The organism is Mesorhizobium sp. B3-1-7, assembly GCF_006439385.1.
GTDB lineage: Bacteria > Pseudomonadota > Alphaproteobacteria > Rhizobiales > Rhizobiaceae > Mesorhizobium.
On sequence record NZ_VFTL01000004.1, the window covers coordinates 90,704 to 108,181 of the forward strand.

General features: G+C 62.8%; 17 protein-coding genes. 4 read left to right on the forward strand and 13 right to left on the reverse strand.

Translation table 11 applies throughout. From position 1 onward, the window contains the following. Position 1: 1 nt before the first annotated feature. Positions 2-1,537 carry an SRPBCC family protein gene (locus FJ417_RS04770; protein WP_140782661.1) on the forward strand — a complete coding sequence of 512 codons (1,536 nt, stop codon included), beginning with the start codon at positions 2-4 and terminating at the stop codon, positions 1,535-1,537. 14 nt (positions 1,538-1,551) lie between these two features. Here FJ417_RS04770 and FJ417_RS04775 read toward each other — a convergent pair whose 3' ends face one another. The 12 genes from FJ417_RS04775 to FJ417_RS04830 all read right to left on the reverse strand — a co-directional run bounded on the left by FJ417_RS04775 (position 1,552) and on the right by FJ417_RS04830 (position 13,834). Further along, on the reverse strand, positions 1,552-1,980 hold the full coding sequence (locus tag FJ417_RS04775) for a hypothetical protein (RefSeq protein WP_140782662.1): 429 nt from the start codon (positions 1,978-1,980) through the stop codon (positions 1,552-1,554). Then, the gene (locus tag FJ417_RS04780; RefSeq protein WP_140782663.1) at positions 1,946-3,826 is read right to left on the reverse strand and encodes a hypothetical protein; all 1,881 of its coding nucleotides are present in this window, start codon (positions 3,824-3,826) and stop codon (positions 1,946-1,948) included. The genes FJ417_RS04775 and FJ417_RS04780 overlap by 35 nt, the downstream gene beginning before the upstream one ends. Next, a complete protein-coding gene (locus FJ417_RS04785) occupies positions 3,823-4,158 on the reverse strand; it encodes an antibiotic biosynthesis monooxygenase (RefSeq protein ID WP_246687394.1) in 336 nt (111 codons plus the stop codon). The genes FJ417_RS04780 and FJ417_RS04785 overlap by 4 nt, the downstream gene beginning before the upstream one ends. After that, positions 4,155-5,216, reverse strand: a complete 1,062-nt coding sequence (locus FJ417_RS04790; RefSeq protein ID WP_140782665.1) for a Gfo/Idh/MocA family oxidoreductase — start codon at positions 5,214-5,216, stop codon at positions 4,155-4,157. Before FJ417_RS04790 ends, FJ417_RS04785 begins: the two co-directional genes overlap by 4 nt. A gap of 4 nt (positions 5,217-5,220) precedes the next feature. After that, positions 5,221-6,075, reverse strand: a complete 855-nt coding sequence (locus FJ417_RS04795) for a fumarylacetoacetate hydrolase family protein (protein WP_140782666.1) — start codon at positions 6,073-6,075, stop codon at positions 5,221-5,223. Further along, the gene (locus FJ417_RS04800; protein ID WP_246687395.1) at positions 6,072-7,094 is read right to left on the reverse strand and encodes a zinc-binding alcohol dehydrogenase family protein; all 1,023 of its coding nucleotides are present in this window, start codon (positions 7,092-7,094) and stop codon (positions 6,072-6,074) included. The genes FJ417_RS04795 and FJ417_RS04800 overlap by 4 nt, the downstream gene beginning before the upstream one ends. After that, complete coding sequence (locus tag FJ417_RS04805) at positions 7,091-7,906, reverse strand: MBL fold metallo-hydrolase (protein ID WP_140782668.1); 816 nt, start codon at positions 7,904-7,906, stop codon at positions 7,091-7,093. The genes FJ417_RS04800 and FJ417_RS04805 overlap by 4 nt, the downstream gene beginning before the upstream one ends. Positions 7,907-7,910: 4 nt before the next feature. After that, a complete protein-coding gene (locus tag FJ417_RS04810) occupies positions 7,911-9,119 on the reverse strand; it encodes a cytochrome P450 (RefSeq protein ID WP_140782669.1) in 1,209 nt (402 codons plus the stop codon). Between the two features lie 96 nt (positions 9,120-9,215). Further along, positions 9,216-10,235, reverse strand: coding sequence for a substrate-binding domain-containing protein (locus FJ417_RS04815; protein ID WP_140709047.1), 1,020 nt, complete (start codon positions 10,233-10,235; stop codon positions 9,216-9,218). A gap of 83 nt (positions 10,236-10,318) precedes the next feature. After that, positions 10,319-11,338: an ABC transporter permease gene (locus FJ417_RS04820; protein WP_140782670.1), complete on the reverse strand. Its 1,020-nt coding sequence runs from the start codon at positions 11,336-11,338 to the stop codon at positions 10,319-10,321. Further along, positions 11,335-12,861 (reverse strand): sugar ABC transporter ATP-binding protein, encoded by a 1,527-nt coding sequence (locus FJ417_RS04825; protein WP_140782671.1) that lies wholly within the window; start codon positions 12,859-12,861, stop codon positions 11,335-11,337. Before FJ417_RS04825 ends, FJ417_RS04820 begins: the two co-directional genes overlap by 4 nt. A 37-nt stretch (positions 12,862-12,898) precedes the next feature. Then, positions 12,899-13,834: a 2-dehydropantoate 2-reductase gene (locus tag FJ417_RS04830; RefSeq protein WP_140782672.1), complete on the reverse strand. Its 936-nt coding sequence runs from the start codon at positions 13,832-13,834 to the stop codon at positions 12,899-12,901. A 185-nt stretch (positions 13,835-14,019) separates the two neighbouring features. Between FJ417_RS04830 and nanR the strand changes: the two genes are divergently transcribed. Genes nanR through otnC form a run of 3 tightly spaced genes read left to right on the forward strand, consistent with a single transcriptional unit; the run spans position 14,020 to position 16,627 of the window. Then, on the forward strand, positions 14,020-14,733 hold the full coding sequence (gene nanR, locus FJ417_RS04835; protein WP_140653964.1) for a transcriptional regulator NanR: 714 nt from the start codon (positions 14,020-14,022) through the stop codon (positions 14,731-14,733). Between the two features lie 5 nt (positions 14,734-14,738). Beyond that, positions 14,739-15,992, forward strand: a complete 1,254-nt coding sequence (otnK, locus tag FJ417_RS04840; protein ID WP_140782673.1) for a 3-oxo-tetronate kinase — start codon at positions 14,739-14,741, stop codon at positions 15,990-15,992. Continuing rightward, positions 15,989-16,627, forward strand: coding sequence for a 3-oxo-tetronate 4-phosphate decarboxylase (otnC, locus tag FJ417_RS04845; RefSeq protein ID WP_140782674.1), 639 nt, complete (start codon positions 15,989-15,991; stop codon positions 16,625-16,627). The genes otnK and otnC overlap by 4 nt, the downstream gene beginning before the upstream one ends. 115 nt (positions 16,628-16,742) lie before the next feature. On the opposite strand, the gene FJ417_RS04850 is transcribed toward otnC, so the two are convergent. Next, positions 16,743-17,453: a TetR/AcrR family transcriptional regulator gene (locus FJ417_RS04850; protein ID WP_140653959.1), complete on the reverse strand. Its 711-nt coding sequence runs from the start codon at positions 17,451-17,453 to the stop codon at positions 16,743-16,745. Positions 17,454-17,478: the final 25 nt, after the last annotated feature.

Below are 17,478 nucleotides of genomic sequence, written 5' to 3' on the forward strand. Positions count from 1 at the left end.
AATGGTCCAGGTCCGCCAAAGCACGATCATCGATGCCCCGATCGAGGAGGTCTGGGCCATCCTGCGCGATTTCAACGGCCACGACCGCTGGCACCCGGCCATCGCGTCGAGCGAGATCGATGGCGGCGAGCCGGCCGACGCGGTCGGCGCCGTGCGCCATTTCCGTCTGGCCGGCGGCGGCGAACTGCGCGAGCAGCTTCTGGCGCTGTCCGACAAGGAGCGCCGGCTGAGCTACTGCCTGCTCGAGGCGCCGCTGCCATTGATGGGCTATGTCGCGTCGATACGGCTGAAGCCGGTGACCGACGGCAACGCCACCTTCTGGGAATGGCGCTCCGAATTCGATCCACCGGCGCATCGCCGCGACGAACTGGTGAAGCTGGTCGCCGAAGATATCTATCGTGCCGGCTTTGCCGCGATCCGCAATCTCCTCGGACGCCGCGATGCCGCCATGCCGGCCGAGGCAAGGCCGTCGCCGGCAATCATGCCGTCGAGGCCGACAGGCGTGGCACCCCGTTCGATCCCCGCGCCGTCGATCCTAGCACCGCCCCGGGACACACGAGAAACAACGCGCGCGATCCTTGTCGAGCGCTATGGCGGACCGGAGGTTCTGCAGCTGAAGGAAATCGCATTGCCGCCGCCCGCGCCCGACGAGGTGCGGATCCGCCACACGGCGATCGGCGTCAACTTCATCGACGTCTATTGCCGCACCGGCTTCTTCGATCTGCTGCGGCCGCCTGGCGTTCCCGGCATGGAAGCGGCAGGTGTCATCGAGGCTGTCGGCGCGGCAATATCCGGCCTGTCGATCGGCGACCGTGTCGCCTATGCCTGCCCGCCGGTCGGCGCCTATGCCGAGCGCCGCAACATGACGGCCGACCTGTTGGTGCGGCTGTCGGACGACATTTCTGACGAGGTCGCCGCCGCGAGCCTGCTCAAGGGCGTGGCAGCCAGTTTTCTCCTGCACGACGTCCATGCCGTTCGGCCAAGCGAGGTCGTGCTCATCCACGCCGCCGCCGGTGGCATCGGCCAATTGCTGGTGCAATGGGCACGCCATCTCGGCGCAACCGTGATCGCAACCGTGTCGAGCGATGACAAGGCGCGCATCGTCGAGCGTCTTGGCGCGCACCATGTCATCGTCTATTCCCGGGAGGATTTCAGCGAGGCGGTGATGCGGCTGACCGCCGGCGCAGGCGCCAACGTCATTTACGATGCCGTCGGTGTCGATACTTTCGCCGGCTCGCTCGCGGCCCTTGCCACACGCGGTCATCTCGTCAGCTTCGGCCAGGCATCGGGGCCGGTCGGCACCTGGGACATCGACCGCCTGGCCTCGAAGTCGATCACCGTTTCGCGGCCCAATTATGCTCATTACACCGACACGCCCGAGAAGCTCGCGCCGCATGTCGACCGCTTCTTTACGGCATTTCGCCAGCGCGCCGTCAGGATCGGGCAGCCTGCGTCCTACGATCTGGCCAAAGCCGCGGACGCCCATCGAGACCTGGAAACCCGCAAGACCAGCGGGGCGCTCGTTCTGTTGCCGTAGCCACCCACGGCCGGTCAGAGCGATGGGAAGCTGTTGACGCCGGTGCGCATCAGGTTTTCCGACTTCCATTTTTCGAGCGGGTTCTGCGATTTCCATTCGGCGGCATAAGGGCCGAGCGTGGTGAAATGCACGCCCACGCAGGCTTTCATGCGCTGGATCAGCCGGTCGAGCATCATGATGCGGTGGCCGCGGCCGATGAATTCGGGATGCATGGTGAGCGTGTAGATGCCGCCCTTGCAGTTCTCGAGCGCATACTGGAAGTCATCCCGCCAGATTTCCTCGATGTCGCACGGATTCGAATAGCCCTGGTTCCAGCCGGCAACGACCTCGAAGGCCAGATAATCGTCCAGCCCCCCGGTGACGGGAAGCTCGACGATATCGGTCGCCGGGCCGAATTTGTAGGGCTCGTCAAGGCTCCCTCCCTCGTCTCCGGTGTCGGGCAACCTGAAAAGCGATAGAGCCGTATGGTCCTACTGAGTGGCTGGCCCGATGAGAATTCACCAGTTCCGGACTGTCGCAAGTGACGCCTTGAAGTTTTGCCGTCGGGGCCAACGCAATCTCGATCGGCGCCGACGTTAGATTTGCCGCCAGGATGCGGATTTCGTCGGCGAGCTGAAAAGCGACGGCCGCCACTGCCGAATGATTGACCGAGACGTTGTAGCGCTGGGTTCCTGCTGCAGCCACGAGTTGGGCATGGATGGCCAGTAACGGTCGCGGGGTGCCATCCTCATTCAAAAGCCCGAAAGGTCCGGTGGGCGCTGCCAATATCAATCGATCGGCGGCTGTCGCGGCTGCCTGGGTCGCCACGCCGACGGCAAAGGCGGCACCGAACAATGCTTGCTGGCGCGGGTCGATGCGGGCGGCAGGTATCCGGATAAGGTCAGGATTGGCCGCAACTGACTGTCCGTAAGGATTATGTCGCATACCGATCGTGCACGGTCCAAGCCAGATCGACTTGCCAGGACATAAATGCCGCGCCGTCTCCATCACGGCTGAATAAGCCGTCAGGGTTTCCATGACCGACTGCTCGTCGGCGGCATGCACGATCGCGCTGTTGCCGAAGAAGACAAAATCCGCATCTCCGCTCGGCGGATTGCGGTTGAATTCGGTGAACAGGGAGGAAGTTCCCGCGCCTATCAGGCAATCGATGCCATTTGCCTTGAGCGCATCGACCAGTTCGCCGACGGGCCGCTCGCCTGTAGGCAAATGGTTCGAGGGCCGCGTCTTGAATTCGCGCCGGGGCGAAACCAGCAGCGCGCTGGGTTTGACTTTGGACAAACGAATCGCATCGGCAATGGCCGCTGCTTCTGCTGAGGGATCGACCGTTTCAACAACCGCCTCGACCGCCAATCGGGCGCCGAGCGCACCCGCAAGGTCGGCTGATTTGCGCAGCATCCGAGCGTCATGCCCGCGCGCGCTGTCGAAGCGAACAATGATCTCCGGAACCGGCCCAAGCAAAGATGCGCTGGCCGTCGCGTCAGGCAAATCGTCTGGATCGAGGAACAAGGCAATAGACGGCATGCGTCCAGCCGGTCCGCCAAGAGTCAGAGTTACAACGCCGCCGGTTGTCTTTTGGGTTGCCGACGCATCGGCGCGCACGGAAACAGTGATGCACTGACGGTCCTGCGTATCTTTGCGAATGATATATGGACGGGGTTTTGAAAGTGGCCGGATATAGGTCTTGAAAGAGGCGTCCGTCCAGTTGCGCTGGTCCTCCATCTCGAAGGCATCGCCTTCCATGGCGACGGTGCAGGTCATGCCGGGTGCCGGGTAATGCGTCAGCGCCGAAATGTCGAATGCAGGCTGATCCGGACTGATCAGAGAGGGAAAAATCGTATCTTCGATCATTCCGTTGCTGTGCCGGATGGAAAGCTTTCCGCCCGCTGCCTCGGCAGGGTGAAGCACGACGAAGCCTGTGCGGTTTGTCGGAAAATCGGTGAGTGCAACACCTTCGGCCTCCAGGCTGAGTTCGCCCGAAGCGTCGCCGGTAATCGTCATTCGATAAGCAAAGCGGCCTTGCGGACCGCTGCAGAGTCCATCGTAGCCTACTTTGAAGGAGTCCCCTTCCGTCGCCACGGAGACATTGGAGAGCTCGGCCTTGTAAGTCCCCCAGGATGAATCGCGCGCGAGATAGTTTATCGCTCGAACCACCTCGACGCCGGCAAAGGAAATCGTCCGCAGATTGCCGTCCTCAAGGATAGCGGTCAGCGATCCGGCAGTCAGAAGCCGTCGTTCCGGCAGGGGCTCGTCGGTGCCGTAGAGCGCCACAGGATCCGGATCGGCTGTCACAGCTTCGCCTGCTTGAAGTTCTCATCGACTTTGTATGTCACGACCGTCTTGTTGCTCACCATGTCGCGTGTGCTGGCATCGAAGCTGCGATAGTGCTCGGAAGCAAGATGCAGGTCGAAGGCTGCGCGGTCACGATAGATCTCGTAGAGGAAGATCTGCGACGGTTTCTGGGGTCCCAGCGGTGTCAGCACATCGAAGCGCAAGCATCCCGGCTCAAGCTCGACGGATGACGTCGCATTCTCCGAAACGAGCCGGTAGAACTCGGGAAAGGTCCCCTCGACGAGCTCGAAAACAACGGTCAGCGCAAAGGCCGCTTCGGAAAGCATGCTCATCCAGGCTCTCCGTTGTGAATGGGATTCCATTGCATGGGTTGAATGGCGCGCCGTTCGTCCGCGGCGCGATAGGCGGCGTCTACCAGCGCGTATGTCTTGAGATTGTCCTCACCGCTGGTTTCGGCCGGGACGCCACGCTGCAGACAGTCGAGAAAATGGCCGCATGCGCCGATCACGCCTTGCTGGGCGACATGCCAGGGATGACCGGTCCAGGTCAGGAGCGGCGCGCCAGCATCTTGCGTCCAGGTCTTGCCATCGCTCGTCACCGTTATCCTGCAGCCGGCTCCAAGCGAAATCGCGCCCTTGGGACCTTCAATGACCAGCAGCGTTTCAGGAAAATGATCGGGCAGACGTCGCGACTCGTAAGTGCATTCCACAACCGACACCGCGCCACTTGCATGGCGCAGCAGCATGGTCGCCGTATCCTCGGCGCGAACGCGCGGATTGCGCTTCTGGGTTTCACTGGAGATGTGCTCGACCTCGCCGAGGAAGAAGCGCGCAAGGTCCAGCATGTGGATGCCGACATCAGCAATCGCCAGCCGCTCCTCGTCATAGAAATAGGGCTGGGTCTTGTAGACATCGAAGCCGGTCCTGAAGCGAATCCTCGCCCAACTCGGCGTTCCGATCGCGCCGCTGTCGATCACCTTGCGGACCACGCGCATCGGCGCCTGGAACCGGAAGTTCTCGTGCACTGCAAGCCATACATTTGCCTTGCGGGCCGATTCGACGATCGCAACGCAGTCTTGCCAGGTCGACGCGAACGGCTTCTGGACGATCGCGGCAACGCGATGCGCGATGGCGATTTCCGCCAACGGCCTGTGCGTGTCATGGCGTGTGACGATATCGACCACGTCGAGGCGCTCGGCCTCGAGCATGCTTTCGGCGTCCCGGTAAAACGGCACGCCGAACTGCTCCCCAGCCGCGCGCGCCTTGCCGGCATCGACATCGCAAACGGCAGCGAGTTGCGCTCCCGTTTCGGCGAGGTCGCGCCAGGAATGCAAATGGTTCTGCGCGAAGAAGCCGCAGCCGATCACACCAATGCGCAAAGGGCGGGCCATACCTCTATCCGGCCACGATCGGCGTTCTGAGCACGCCGATGCCAGTCGCCTCGATCTCGACGATATCGCCCGCCTTCATGAAGATCTGCGGCTTCTGGAAGGCGCCTACGCCAGCCGGCGTTCCGGTCGAGACGAGATCGCCGGGCTCAAGCGGCACATAGTGTGAGAGGAAGGATATCAGCCGCGGCAGCGAGAAGAGCCAGTCGGACGTGCTGCCATTCTGCAGCAGCTTGCCGTTGAGCCGGGTCTTCAGCGCCACATCATCCGGCCTGGTCAGTTCATCGGCAGTGACGATGCAGGGGCCGATGGGCGCGAAGCCGGCGAAATTCTTGCCGATGGTAATCTGGTTGTCCTTGAATTGAACGTCGCGGGCGGAGATATCGTTGAGCAGCGTGTAGCCGAAGACCGCCGACATCACATCGGCCTCCGCGGCCTTGTGCAGGCGCTTGCCGATCACGGCGGTGAATTCAACCTCGTAGTCCATCTGTTCGGTTCGAACCGGCTTCTCGACCGGCACGTCCGGCCCGACGACCGATGACGGCAGCTTTGCGAAGAAGAACGGCTCGGTTGGCATCTTGGCGTTAGGATTTTCCTCGGCATGCCCTTTGTAGTTGATGCCGGAGCAAAGAACCTTGCCGGGGCGGATGGGGGCTTCGAGCATGACATCGACAAGCGCATAGCGCGGCGCCTGGGTAAGTCCGCCGCGAATTTTGTCGAGCGCCGACTTGCCGCCCTGCACGATGTCGAGCACCGACGCCGCTAGCCCGGCTTCGGTGAGGCACGCCACCTCTTTGCCGTCGAGGACGCCCGCGTGGTGGTGATGCCCCGCCTTCTTATGGGAGAAAGTCACGAATTTCATACGGCCTCCGAAACGAAGACAGCCTTGTGCAAGGCCATCGGATTGTCAGCGAGTGTTTTGAAAACGGTGGGTGCCTCGGACAGCGAGAAGCTGCTGGCGATCTTGGGATAGCGGATCTTGCCCGACGCAAGCAGATCGAGCGCCTCGGGAAAGCAATCGACGGACGCGCGCGACCCGAGGATCGTGACTTCCTTGCGGGTGAAATCCAGGCCGGGAAACGTGACGCCCTGCCCTTTCTTGACGAGGCCGAGGATGACGATACGGCCGCCGGCGGCGACGAGGTCGATGGTCTGTTCCATCGCTGGTGCCGCACCCGTCGCCTCCATGACGACCGGCATGCCCTCGCCGTTCGTGATCTCAAGCACGCGCTCGAGCAGGCCCGCGCCGCCGGCGATCGGAGTTGCACCCATGTCCGCGGCGGTGGACAGCCGCTCCGCCGAAAGGTCGGTTGCGTAGACTTTGGCGCCGAGCGCCCGCGCGACCTCGACGATCGCCAGACCGATCGGACCGGCGCCAAGAACGAGGACCGTGTCGTCGGCGGTGACCATTCCACGCCGGCAACCCTGGACGCCGATGGCGACCGGCTCGGCGAATGCCGCCTCGAAATCGGTCAGCCCGTCCGGCACAGGGTTCAAATTGGTCGCGGGCGCGGTGACGAAATCGGCGAAGCCGCCCTCGCGATGTACACCGATAATGGTGAGGTTGGCGCAGCAATTGCGCTTGCCGACCCGGCAAGGATAGCAATGGCCGCAGCCTATGAACGGGTCGACGACGACACGCGTCCCGACCTTCGGACCGGCGGTCCCTTGACCGTAAGCCTCGACCGTGCCGGCGATCTCGTGACAGCCGATGCGCGGGTAGATCACGTAAGGATTTTTGCCGGTGTAGATGTAGAGATCGCCGGCGCACAGGCCCGCTGCCCTGACGCGCACCAGCACCTCGCCCGGTCCAGGGAGCGGCTTCGGCACATCGGCGATGCGGATCGACCGCGGCTGATCGAAAATGGCGGCCTGCATCATGCCGCCTTTGCGGGGCGCACCACCCTGCCTTCGGCGTCGAATTCGATCCAGTCGCCGGCCCGAAGCAGATAGGGGTCGGCGATAGGCTCGCCGCGCGCCCTCGCCGCGCCGTGATGCTTCATGTAGTCGGCGACATCCTTGTCGCCGTCGAGGGTGATGTAGTGGCATGGCAGCACGGTCTCGAGCCCGAGCCATTGGGTCGCAAGGACCCCCTCGTAGGGGCTCATCTCGCCCGTCAGCATTTCGCCAGGCATCGGATTGAGATGCAGGACCTCCTGCGGATTGGCGATGCCGATGCATCCGACATTCGGCTTGTAGAGTTCGCCCTGCAGCTTCAGGTCGGAGAAGATGGCTGTGTCGCCATAGTGGTAGAAACGCAGCCCGTCGGCATAGACGATGAAGGCCATCGGCACGCCGGATATGAAGGAATTGTCCTTCAACCTGATCTGCGACCAGTGGTGACATTCGAGCGGCTGTATCTCGATGCCCGCCACCTTGACACGGATGCCCCAGGTGGTTGCACGAATCTGGTTTGCGGGGATGCCGCGGTCCATCAGCCAGGCCTTCACCTCGCCGCCGCAGACGACCGGGCATCCATATTTGGCAGCGATTTTGTCGGTGTCGCCCAGATGATCGAAGGCCGCATGGCTAACGATCACCAGATCCACGTGGTCGAATTCGGTGGATTTGGTTGCGGCGCCGGGGTTCTGATCGAGAAAGGGATCGCACAATATGCGCATGCCGTTCTCGGTCAGAATCTCATAGGCGGCGACGCCGTGGAAGCGGATGCGGGTCGTGGGTCGAAGCGTCATCGGTTCAACTCGTCTTTCTCGTGTCGATCTTGAGCGGCAGGCAGGAAAGTCCGTGCCGATCGCCGCGTGTCTTCCAGCGAAGCTCTTTCGTCGTGTCAGGCGCAAGGCTCAAGCGGGCTTCGATCAGCGTCTCAAGTGTCACCGCCATTTCCATGCGCGCTACACCCGCACCGGCGCACAAATGTGGGCCGGCCCCGAAAGTGAGATGCTTGTTCGGATTGCGATCGAGGCGCAGCTCGTTCGGCGCTTCGAATACCGATGGATCTCGGTTGGCCGAGCCGAAACCGAGCGCCACAATATCGCCCTCGCGTATATTGCGACCGTGCAGGCACAGGTCGTGCGAGGCGTTGCGGCCGAAAATCTCGATTGGCGAGGAATAGCGCAGGAACTCCTCCACCGCGGTGGGAACGAGCGCTGGCTCCTCGGCAAGCCGCTCCAGGGCCTTCGGGTGTTCGGCGAGCCAGTGCAGCATTACCGAAAGACCATCCGCCGTGGTCTCGAAACCTGCGCCGAAGACGACGGTCATGAATGAGCGTATCTGATCGTCGTCCAGCCGTTCGCCATCGATCTCGGCCGCAATCAGCATGCTGATGAAGTCGTCGGTCGGCTTGGAGCGCCGCGCCGCGATCAGCTTCTCGATATAGGCGTTGAGTTCACGGCTCGAAGCCGCGCCGGCTGCAGGGTCGCTCATGTTGAACATGCTGGTGATCCAGCCGATCCACCTGTCCGAATCTTCCAGCGGCACGTCGGTGAAGGCCGCCAGCGAGGCGACGGCAACCGGCACGCAGAATTCGGCAACGATCTCGGCCTGTCCCTTCGCAGCCATCTTCTCGAAGAGGGACCGGGCCAGCGCCCTGACGCGCGGCGTGATGGCGGCGACACGTTGTGGGGCAAAGACCGGGTTGACCAGCGCGCGGTAGCGCGAGTGCCGCGGCGGATCGACTTCGATCGGCAACTGGGGTTCGGTGCGCGGCGTGATCACGGGAATGGCCGTCACGCCGGGAACGCTGGATGTATAGTCGCGCCAATTGATTGCCGCCGACCGCACGTCGTCATAGCGGCTCAGCAGCCAAAAACCCCCGTGCCTGTTCGACCGGGCCACCGGACATTCGCGCCGCAGCCTGTCGAAGGCCGAGAATGGATCGGCGACGAACGCAGGATCGTGGATGTCCACGTCGTCCGGTATCGTCTGTGGTGTCACTGTTGCGGCCATGGTCGCGACTTGATCGGGTTGGTTCGCTTCAAAGGTGCCTCCGGCGGCAGGGGTGAACCGCCGGAGGAAGGGGGCGACAGCCCTCGTGGAGATCGACTACTTGACGCCGAGCGCGGCCGTCACCTTGTCGACATTGTCCTTGGTGACGAGCAGGACACCAGTGTCGAGCGTATCCGGGACCGGACGACCGCCATCGGCGGCGCCAAGGCCGGCGGACTTCAGACCGTTGTGATTGTAGTCGTGCAGGATCTTGACGGCGTAGTAGATGAAGAGCTCGCGGTTCTGCACCACGATGCCGTCGACCCAGCCTTGCTTGGCTGTCTTGAAGAAGTCGGGCGTCTGCTCCATCGCGGTCACCTTGATGTCGCCTGGATTCTTGCCGGCCTCGCGCAATGCGGTGACGATGCCGGCGCCGGATTCCGAGTCGAAGCCGGCGATGCCGGCGATGTCCGGATTGGCGGCCAGGATCGCGGCCGTCACCTGCGCGGCCTTCTGCGCGTCGCCGCCGTCGTCTTCGTTGGAAACGATGTTGTACTTACCGCCGCCATTGGCCTCGATATAGGCCTTGAAGCCAGCGACCGCCTCACGCATGTTGCCGGCATTGATGATCGACATCATGGCCAGCTTGCCGCCGCTGGGCAGCTTCTCCATTATCTTCTTGGCCTGCGCGACGCCGACCTGTGTCCAGTTCGTGCCGATGTAAGCCAAGCGGCCCGAGTCCGGCAGATCGCCGTCGTCGACAACGGTGGGCACACCCTGTTCCAGGCACTTCTTGACCGATTCCGTCAGAGACGGATCCCAGCCACCCACCACGGACACGCCATTTGGCTTCTGCGCGCAGACCTGGTCGACTGCAGCGATAAAGCCCGGCAGGTCAAAATCGGTCGGCCCGGCAACGACCACTTTCACGCCGAGTTCCTCGGCGATCTTCTTCATGCCGACATAGTCGTACTGCACGAAGAGCGGAAGGTTGGCCTTGTTGGAAATCCAGTAGTAGGTCTCCTTGGCGTCGGCGGGGCCAAACGATGATTCCTGCGCGCGCGCAGGTGCCGTCACGGCCGATGCAAGCGCCGTCATGCCCAAGGCGATCAATGTCGATTTCAGCATAGAGCCCATTCCTGTTTCCTCCTGATTGGGTTCTGATCCCAGTTTTTGCAGTTCCCCCGGCTCTGGCCGGATTTCCCCCGCTTGCTGCCCGATCAGGCGCGGCCCGCGGTCTTGAAGCGGTCGAGCGAGACGGCGAACAGCAGGACGAGACCGACGACCAGTCCCTGCCAGAACACGCCGACCGCATTGATGATCATGGCGTTCTCGATCAGGGCGATGAAAAGCACACCAAGAATGCCGCCCAGAACCGTGCCCTCGCCGCCCTTGAGGCTGGCACCGCCGAGCACCGTCGCCGTAATGACCTTGAGTTCGATGCCGACGCCGGCATTGACGACCGCGCTGTTCAGCCGCGCCGCCCCAAGCACGCCGGCAATACCCGCCAGCGCACCCATGATCACGAAGCCGATGAGAATCAGCCTGTCGACGCGGATGCCCGACAATTGCGCCGCACGAGGATTACCGCCGACGAAATAGAACTGGCGGAAGAAGCGGGTGCGGGCGATCAGCCAGCCGCCGATCAGGACAAGAACCAGCATTGCCCAGAACGGCGACTGGATGCGCAAGATAGGATCGGCGGCGCGGCCATACTCGGCGAAGCTGTCCGAGATCGGGGTGACGCCCGTTCCGGCCGTCACATAGGTGAGGCTGCGGTAGATGGTCAGCGTGCCGAGCGTCGCGATCAGCGCGTTGATGCCGATGCGGGTGACGATCAGCCCGTTTATCAGCCCCGCCACAGCCCCAACCACGACACCGATGAGGAGAGCCGCCTCGGCGGGCCAGCCCCACCAGCCCGCGACAACGCCGGCCCATACGCCGGCCAGCGCCAGCGTCGAGCCGACCGAAAGATCGAACGTGCCCGCAATCATCAGCAGCATCATGCCGCAGACGAGGATGCCGACGGGCGCGAGGTTCAAAAGCACGGCCCGCATATTCGGTCCGGTCGGGAAATTGTGCGGATAGACGATGGTCATCGCCAGCGCCAGCAGCGCGACCAGAACGAACAATGTCAGCTCGCGCGAATTGGCCAGCCGGCGCACGATGCGCAGCGGCAAGGCCTCGCGCTGCTCCACCGGCGCCTGCGCTTCGTTGCGGGAAATCTGTGCCAAGCTCATGCTCCAACCGCTTCCTTGCGTACGTCCGCCACGGACGATGTGAACCGGGTCGCCAGCCGCAGAACCTGCTCTTCGGTCGCGCCTTCGCCGGCGAGTTCTCCGACTGTTCGGCCTTCGGCCATCACGACGATGCGGTCCGCGAGCGCGAGCACTTCGGGCAGATCCGAAGAGACGACCAATAGCGCCACGCCCCGCTCAGCGAGGCCGCGCAGGAGACGATAGATTTCGGAGCGGGCGCCAACATCGACGCCGCGCGTCGGCTCGTCGACGATGAGCAGGCGGGGCTCCATGGCTAGCCATTTTGCCAGCAGCACCTTCTGCTGGTTGCCCCCGGAGAGCTCGCCGACGATCTTGTGCACGCTCGGCGTCGAGATGCGCAGCTCGCCGATGAAGTTGCCGGCCAGCGCCTCGGCCTTCCTGTTGGAGAAATTGGCGCCCGACGAGACCTTCGACAGGACCGTTGCGGCGATGTTGTTGACGAGATCCATTCCCAGGAAGAGGCCCGAGGTCTTGCGATCTTCCGGCACCATGCCGATGCCGGCGTGCTTGGCGTCCCATGGTCCCTGCGGGTTGATCGGCGCGCCTGCGATGCGGATTTCACCGGCCCTGCGGGCCCTGGCACCGAAGATGGCCTCGCAGAATTCGCTCCGCCCTGAGCCGATCAATCCGGCCAGGCAGACGACCTCGCCCGCACGCACGGTGATCGAAGCCGATCGCACAAGCGGCGGCGCGGAGATCTCATTGGCCTCAAGAACGATCGGCCCCACTTGCCGTGGCGAAGCCGAGCGCGCGAGATGGACCTCGCGCCCGACCATGAGCCGGATCAATTCGTCCGTCGTGGTCTCGGCGACCTTTCGGGTGCCCGCCAGCCGCCCATCCTTCAGCACAGTGACCGAATTGCAGAGCGAGAAGATTTCGGCGAGGCGGTGGGATACATAGATGACCGAAACGCCGTCCCTGGCCAGCTGACGCACGATCTCGAACAGCTTTTCGGTTTCGGTCAGGGTCAGGGCCGCCGTCGGCTCGTCAAGGATCAAAAGCTTCAACTCGCGCGACAGCGCCTTGGCGATCTCGACGATCTGCGCCTGGGCCGGCGACAAGAACGCCACCTTCATCGCTGGATCGATGGCAACGCCGAGTTGGGCGATGAGAGCATGGGCTCGTTCACGCATCAGTCTCACATCGACCTGGCCGAGCCATTTCGTCGGCTGCCGGCCGGCAAAGATGTTCTCCGCGACCGAGAGCTGCGGCACCAGCGAGCCTTCCTGATGGACGATGCCGATGCCGAGTTCGCCGGCCGCTTTCTCATCGAGTTCGCCGAGAGCGACGCCATCGAGGCGCACCTCGCCGCTGGTGCGGGCATAGACACCGGCGACGATCCTGCCGAGCGTCGACTTTCCGGCGCCATTCTCGCCCAGCAGAGCCCGGATTTCGCCGGGCTCAACCGTCATCGATACGTCGTCGAGCGCCCTCACGCCGGGGAACGATTTCGAGAGCTGCGAGACTTCGAGGCGCGCCGCCATCTCAAGCCTCAAACGCTGAACGACAAGGCCGGCATCGTTATGCCTTTGCCTGAAGATAGTGGGCTTGTTTGGCCTGGATCATCCAGACCATCGCGTCGTTGACCGGCGTCGCCACACCGATGCGCTTGCCGGCATCGACGATGGCGCCGTTGATCACCTCGATCTCCGTCTGGCGCCTGGCCTCGACGTCCTGCAGCATCGAGGCCTTGCCGCCAACCGCCTTCTCGAGCAATCCGGTGATGGCCGCCCAACGTTCGTCGTAATCGAGCGAAATGCCTTGCGCATCGGCAACGGCCACGACCTCCTGGAGGATCGCGGCCATCAGCGACTTGGTCGCGTCAAAAGCGACCAGTTCGTGCGACATGAAATGCAGCAGGCCGGCGACCGGCAGCGTGCAGGCGTTCAAGGCAAGTTTCTTCCAGACCTCGTCCAGGATGCGTTCCGATTTCGTGGTTTCGATCTGCGCGGCGCGGAAGGTTTCGATCACCTTGTCCAGACGCGGCGTCGTCTTGCCGCTCAGCTCGCCGATATAGGTCATCCCCACACCAGGATGCTTCACCCTGCCGGGACCAAGCAGCGTGCCGCCGTGATAGGTCAGGCCGACAAGCACCTTGTCTTCGCCGACAATGCCGGCGATGCGCGGCGCGTTTCCCCAGCCATTTTGCAGGCTGAGCACCGCGGTATCGCCCGAGATCATCGGCGCCGCGGCGCGGACCGCGGCATCGGTGTGGTAGCATTTGACGAAATTGATGATGAGGTCGACGGGCCCGACCTTGGAAGGCTCCGTGCTTGCGGGAACGCGGATGATCGGCTGAGTGCCGTCCTTCTCCTCGATCGTCAGGCCGTTGTCGTTGATTGCCGCCACGGCAGGCTTCGACACATCGATCAGCGTGACGTCATTGCCGGCGCGGGCTAGGTATCCGCCAAAAATGCCGCCCATCGCGCCGCCGCCGCCCAAAATGGCGATCCGCATGTCTTCTCGCTCCCTGACCCGCCGAGGGGTGTTTTTGGCAAGGCCGTGCCTTCGCTTCCGATCGCTGTCGGAAACGCGCTCTCGGCGAACGAAGCCGTTCGCCGATCCGGCCTTGTTTTGGTTTATCTTGCCGTCATCCTTGCAAGCAGTTGCATGGTTGTCAAGTATGATGGTATGAAAGGTCTATGGTCGACCCTCTCGTCATAGAACGCAAGAAGCTCTTCGAGCACGTAGCCTCGCATCTCGAGGCGCAAATCCTGTCCGGCAAACTGAAGCCCGGCGATCAACTGCCGCCCGAGCGCGACCTGCAGATGCGCTTCGGCGTCGGCCGGCCGGCAATCCGCGAGGCTCTGATCTCGCTGCAGAAAGCCGGGCTCGTCGAACTCACCAACGGCGCGCGCGCCAAGGTACTGATGCCGACGGCCTCGCATATCTTCACCGGCATGGCCCCGGCGGTGCGCCAGATGCTCTCGACCGAGGAGGGGCATCGCTACTTCCAGGGCGCTCGCCTGTTCTTCGAAGTCGGGTTGGCGCGCGAGGCAGCCCGCCACGCGACGGCCACGGACCTTGAGGCGCTGGCGGCTGCGCTCGAAGCCAATCGCAAAGCGATAGGCAACCGCGAGCGGTTTACCTCGACCGACATCGCCTTCCATTTCGAACTGGCGAAGATGGCGCGCAATCCGGTCTTCATCGCGCTGCACGACCAGATTTCGGAATGGCTGAAGGAACAGCGCACCGTCACGCTTGCCGCCAAGGGGCAGGAAAAGACGGCTTTCGAGGCGCACAAGGCGATCTATGAAGGCATCGCCGCGCGCGATCCCGACCGCGCCGAGCAAGCCATGCGCACGCATCTGGAGCAGCTTGCCGTGACCTTCTGGCAGCAGCGCACGCACGACTGACGGCCATGCGGATCGGCGTCATCGGTGATGACTTCACCGGCTCGGGCGATATCGCGAATACGCTGGCCAAGGCCGGGGCACGGACGCTGCAGTATATCGGCACGCCCGCACATCCGGCACAACCGGACATCGATGCGGCCGTCATCTCGCTGAAGACTCGCTCGATCGCTGCCGACGAGGCGGTCGCGCAATCCATCGCCGCTTGCCGTTGGCTCGTTGCAAATGGCGCCGAGCAGATCGTTTTCAAATATTGCTCGACATTCGATTCGACTCCGCAAGGCAATATCGGGCCGGTCGCTGCGGCGCTGCTCGATGAACTGGAGGCGCCGCTGGCACTCGTCTGCCCCGCCTTTCCGGCGAATGGGCGCACGGTCTATCAGGGCCATCTCTTCGTCTGGGACAAGCTGCTTAGTGAATCCGGCATGGAAAGCCATCCGCTGACGCCGATGACGGACGCCGATATCCGGCGCTGGCTGGCGCGCCAGACAAACCTGAAGGTTGGACATCTTCCGTTGCACGCCGTCCGATCACAGATGCTGGGCAAGGCGCTTACCGACGCCGAAGCCGCCGGCGAGCGGCTGGTTGTCGCCGACACGATCCTCAACGACGACCTTGTCAAGCTCGGCCGCGCCGCCGCCGGTCACAAGCTGGTCACTGGTGGATCAGGCATCGCTCTCGCGCTACCGGGAAATTTCGGCATTCGCGCCAGCCGCGCCTCCAAGGGCTTCCAGGGCGCGCATGGTCCGGCGCTGGTTCTGTCCGGCAGTTGCTCGGCGGCGACACGACGCCAGGTTTCGCTCTACCGGCAAACGCACCCTTCCATGGAACTGGGTGCCGAGGCTTTGAGCAACGACGGCGACGCGGTCGCAAAGCAGGCGTTTGCTTTCATCGAAAAGCACAAGGACGTTGCCCCGCTGGTCTTCTCCTCCGCGGATCCGGCGGTTGTGTCGGCGGCGCAGGCTCGATATGGCGGCTCGGAGCTTGCTGGCCGGTTCGAGTATTTTTTCGCCTCGCTGGCCACGCAAGCGGCGGCAGCCGGCTTTCGCCGCATGATCGTGGCTGGCGGGGAGACGTCCGGCGCGGTTGCCTCAGCGCTGGGGCAAGGACCGATGCGCATCGGCTCCGAGATCGACATCGGCGTGCCCGTGCTGGTTCTCGACGGGCCGCCGCGTCTCGCGCTGGCGTTGAAGTCGGGCAATTTCGGCGCCGATGATTTCTTTCAACGCGCCCTGAACATGCTGAAAGGCAGCAGCCGATGACACTGGAAGAACAGCAGCTTCGCGACGAAATCTGCCGCTGGGGCCGGTCGCTCTTCAAGCGCGGCTATACCGCCGGTTCCTCAGGCAATCTGTCGGCGAGGCTCTCCGACGGTTTTCTTGTGACGCCGACCAATTCCTGCCTGGGATATCTTGAAGCTTCCAAGCTCACAAAACTCGATTGGAATGGCGTCGCCGTTTCGGGGGACGCGCCGACCAAGGAAATTCCGCTGCATATGGCATTCTATGAGTCGCGATCACAGGCCGCCGGCGTCGTGCACCTGCACTCGACCTATGCCACAGCGCTATCTTGCCTCGAGGACACCGATCCCGAGGATACGATCCCGCCCATAACCCCCTATGTCGTGATGCGGGTGGGGCGTGTGCCTCTCATACCCTACACACATCCTGGATCGGCAGACACCGGTGCCTTGATACGAGCACGCGCGCCCGGCCATGCCGCAGTTCTTTTGGCCAATCACGGCCCGGTTGTCTCGGGCCGCAGTTTTCGCGATGCGGTTTTCGCGGCCGAAGAGCTTGAGGAGACCGCAAAGCTGGTTCTGCTGACAAGAAACATGTCCGTGCGTCGCTTATCCGACGATCTGGTTGCCGAACTCAATCAACGCCGAAAATCGTGAATGCCCGACTGCGCTTAGCCGTCGCACGCACTGGCCCGATCAGCCTCATGCCGCCTCTTTCATCGTCAAGCTGGAGGGCGGAACATCTCGACGCCGTCAGCGTCCACAGGCAGTGTCACGCGCGCACAAGCCGCATAATGGTATCGATATTAAACTCCAAGCGCTGATCTAGGGCGCCCTTGTCCATCAGGTCGCGCTCGAAAATAATTGAGCCCGTGAAGCGGTTCGTCAGATAATAATATCCGATGGCGGCGATCGTAATATTCAGCTGCACGGGATCGATCCCCGCACGAAAATCCCCGCTGCTCACGCCCCTCTCGAGGATGCTTGACACCATGGCGACGAACTTGCGGCTGGCGGTCTTGATCAGCTCGGACTTCTTCACATGCTTTGCGCGGTGAAGGTTCTCGCTGTTGACCAAGGTGATAAACTCAGGATTCTTCAGATAATATTGCCATGTAAACCGCACGAGGCGTTCAAGGGCATCCCTCGGTTCGAGGTCGTCGAGATGAAGTTTCTGCTCGGCTGTGCGGATGTCCATATAGGCGTTTTCCACAACCGTCTGAAAGAGACCGTCCTTGCTGCCGAAATAATGATAGATCATGCGCTTGTTGGCATTGGCCTTTGCCGCAATGACATCGACGCGGGCGCCGCCGAGCCCGTTCTTGGCGAAATCGCTCTTTGCCGCTTCCAGGATGCGAAGCTTGGTCGCCTCGGCATCCCGAAGCCGCTTCTTCTTGGCGACATTGCCTGATTTGTCGGACGTTGCGTCCACTTTGGTCGCTCCCTTGATTCCAGTTCCAGCGTGTAGGCGACGATCGATCATACGCTGAAAGTCATTTCAATTGTTC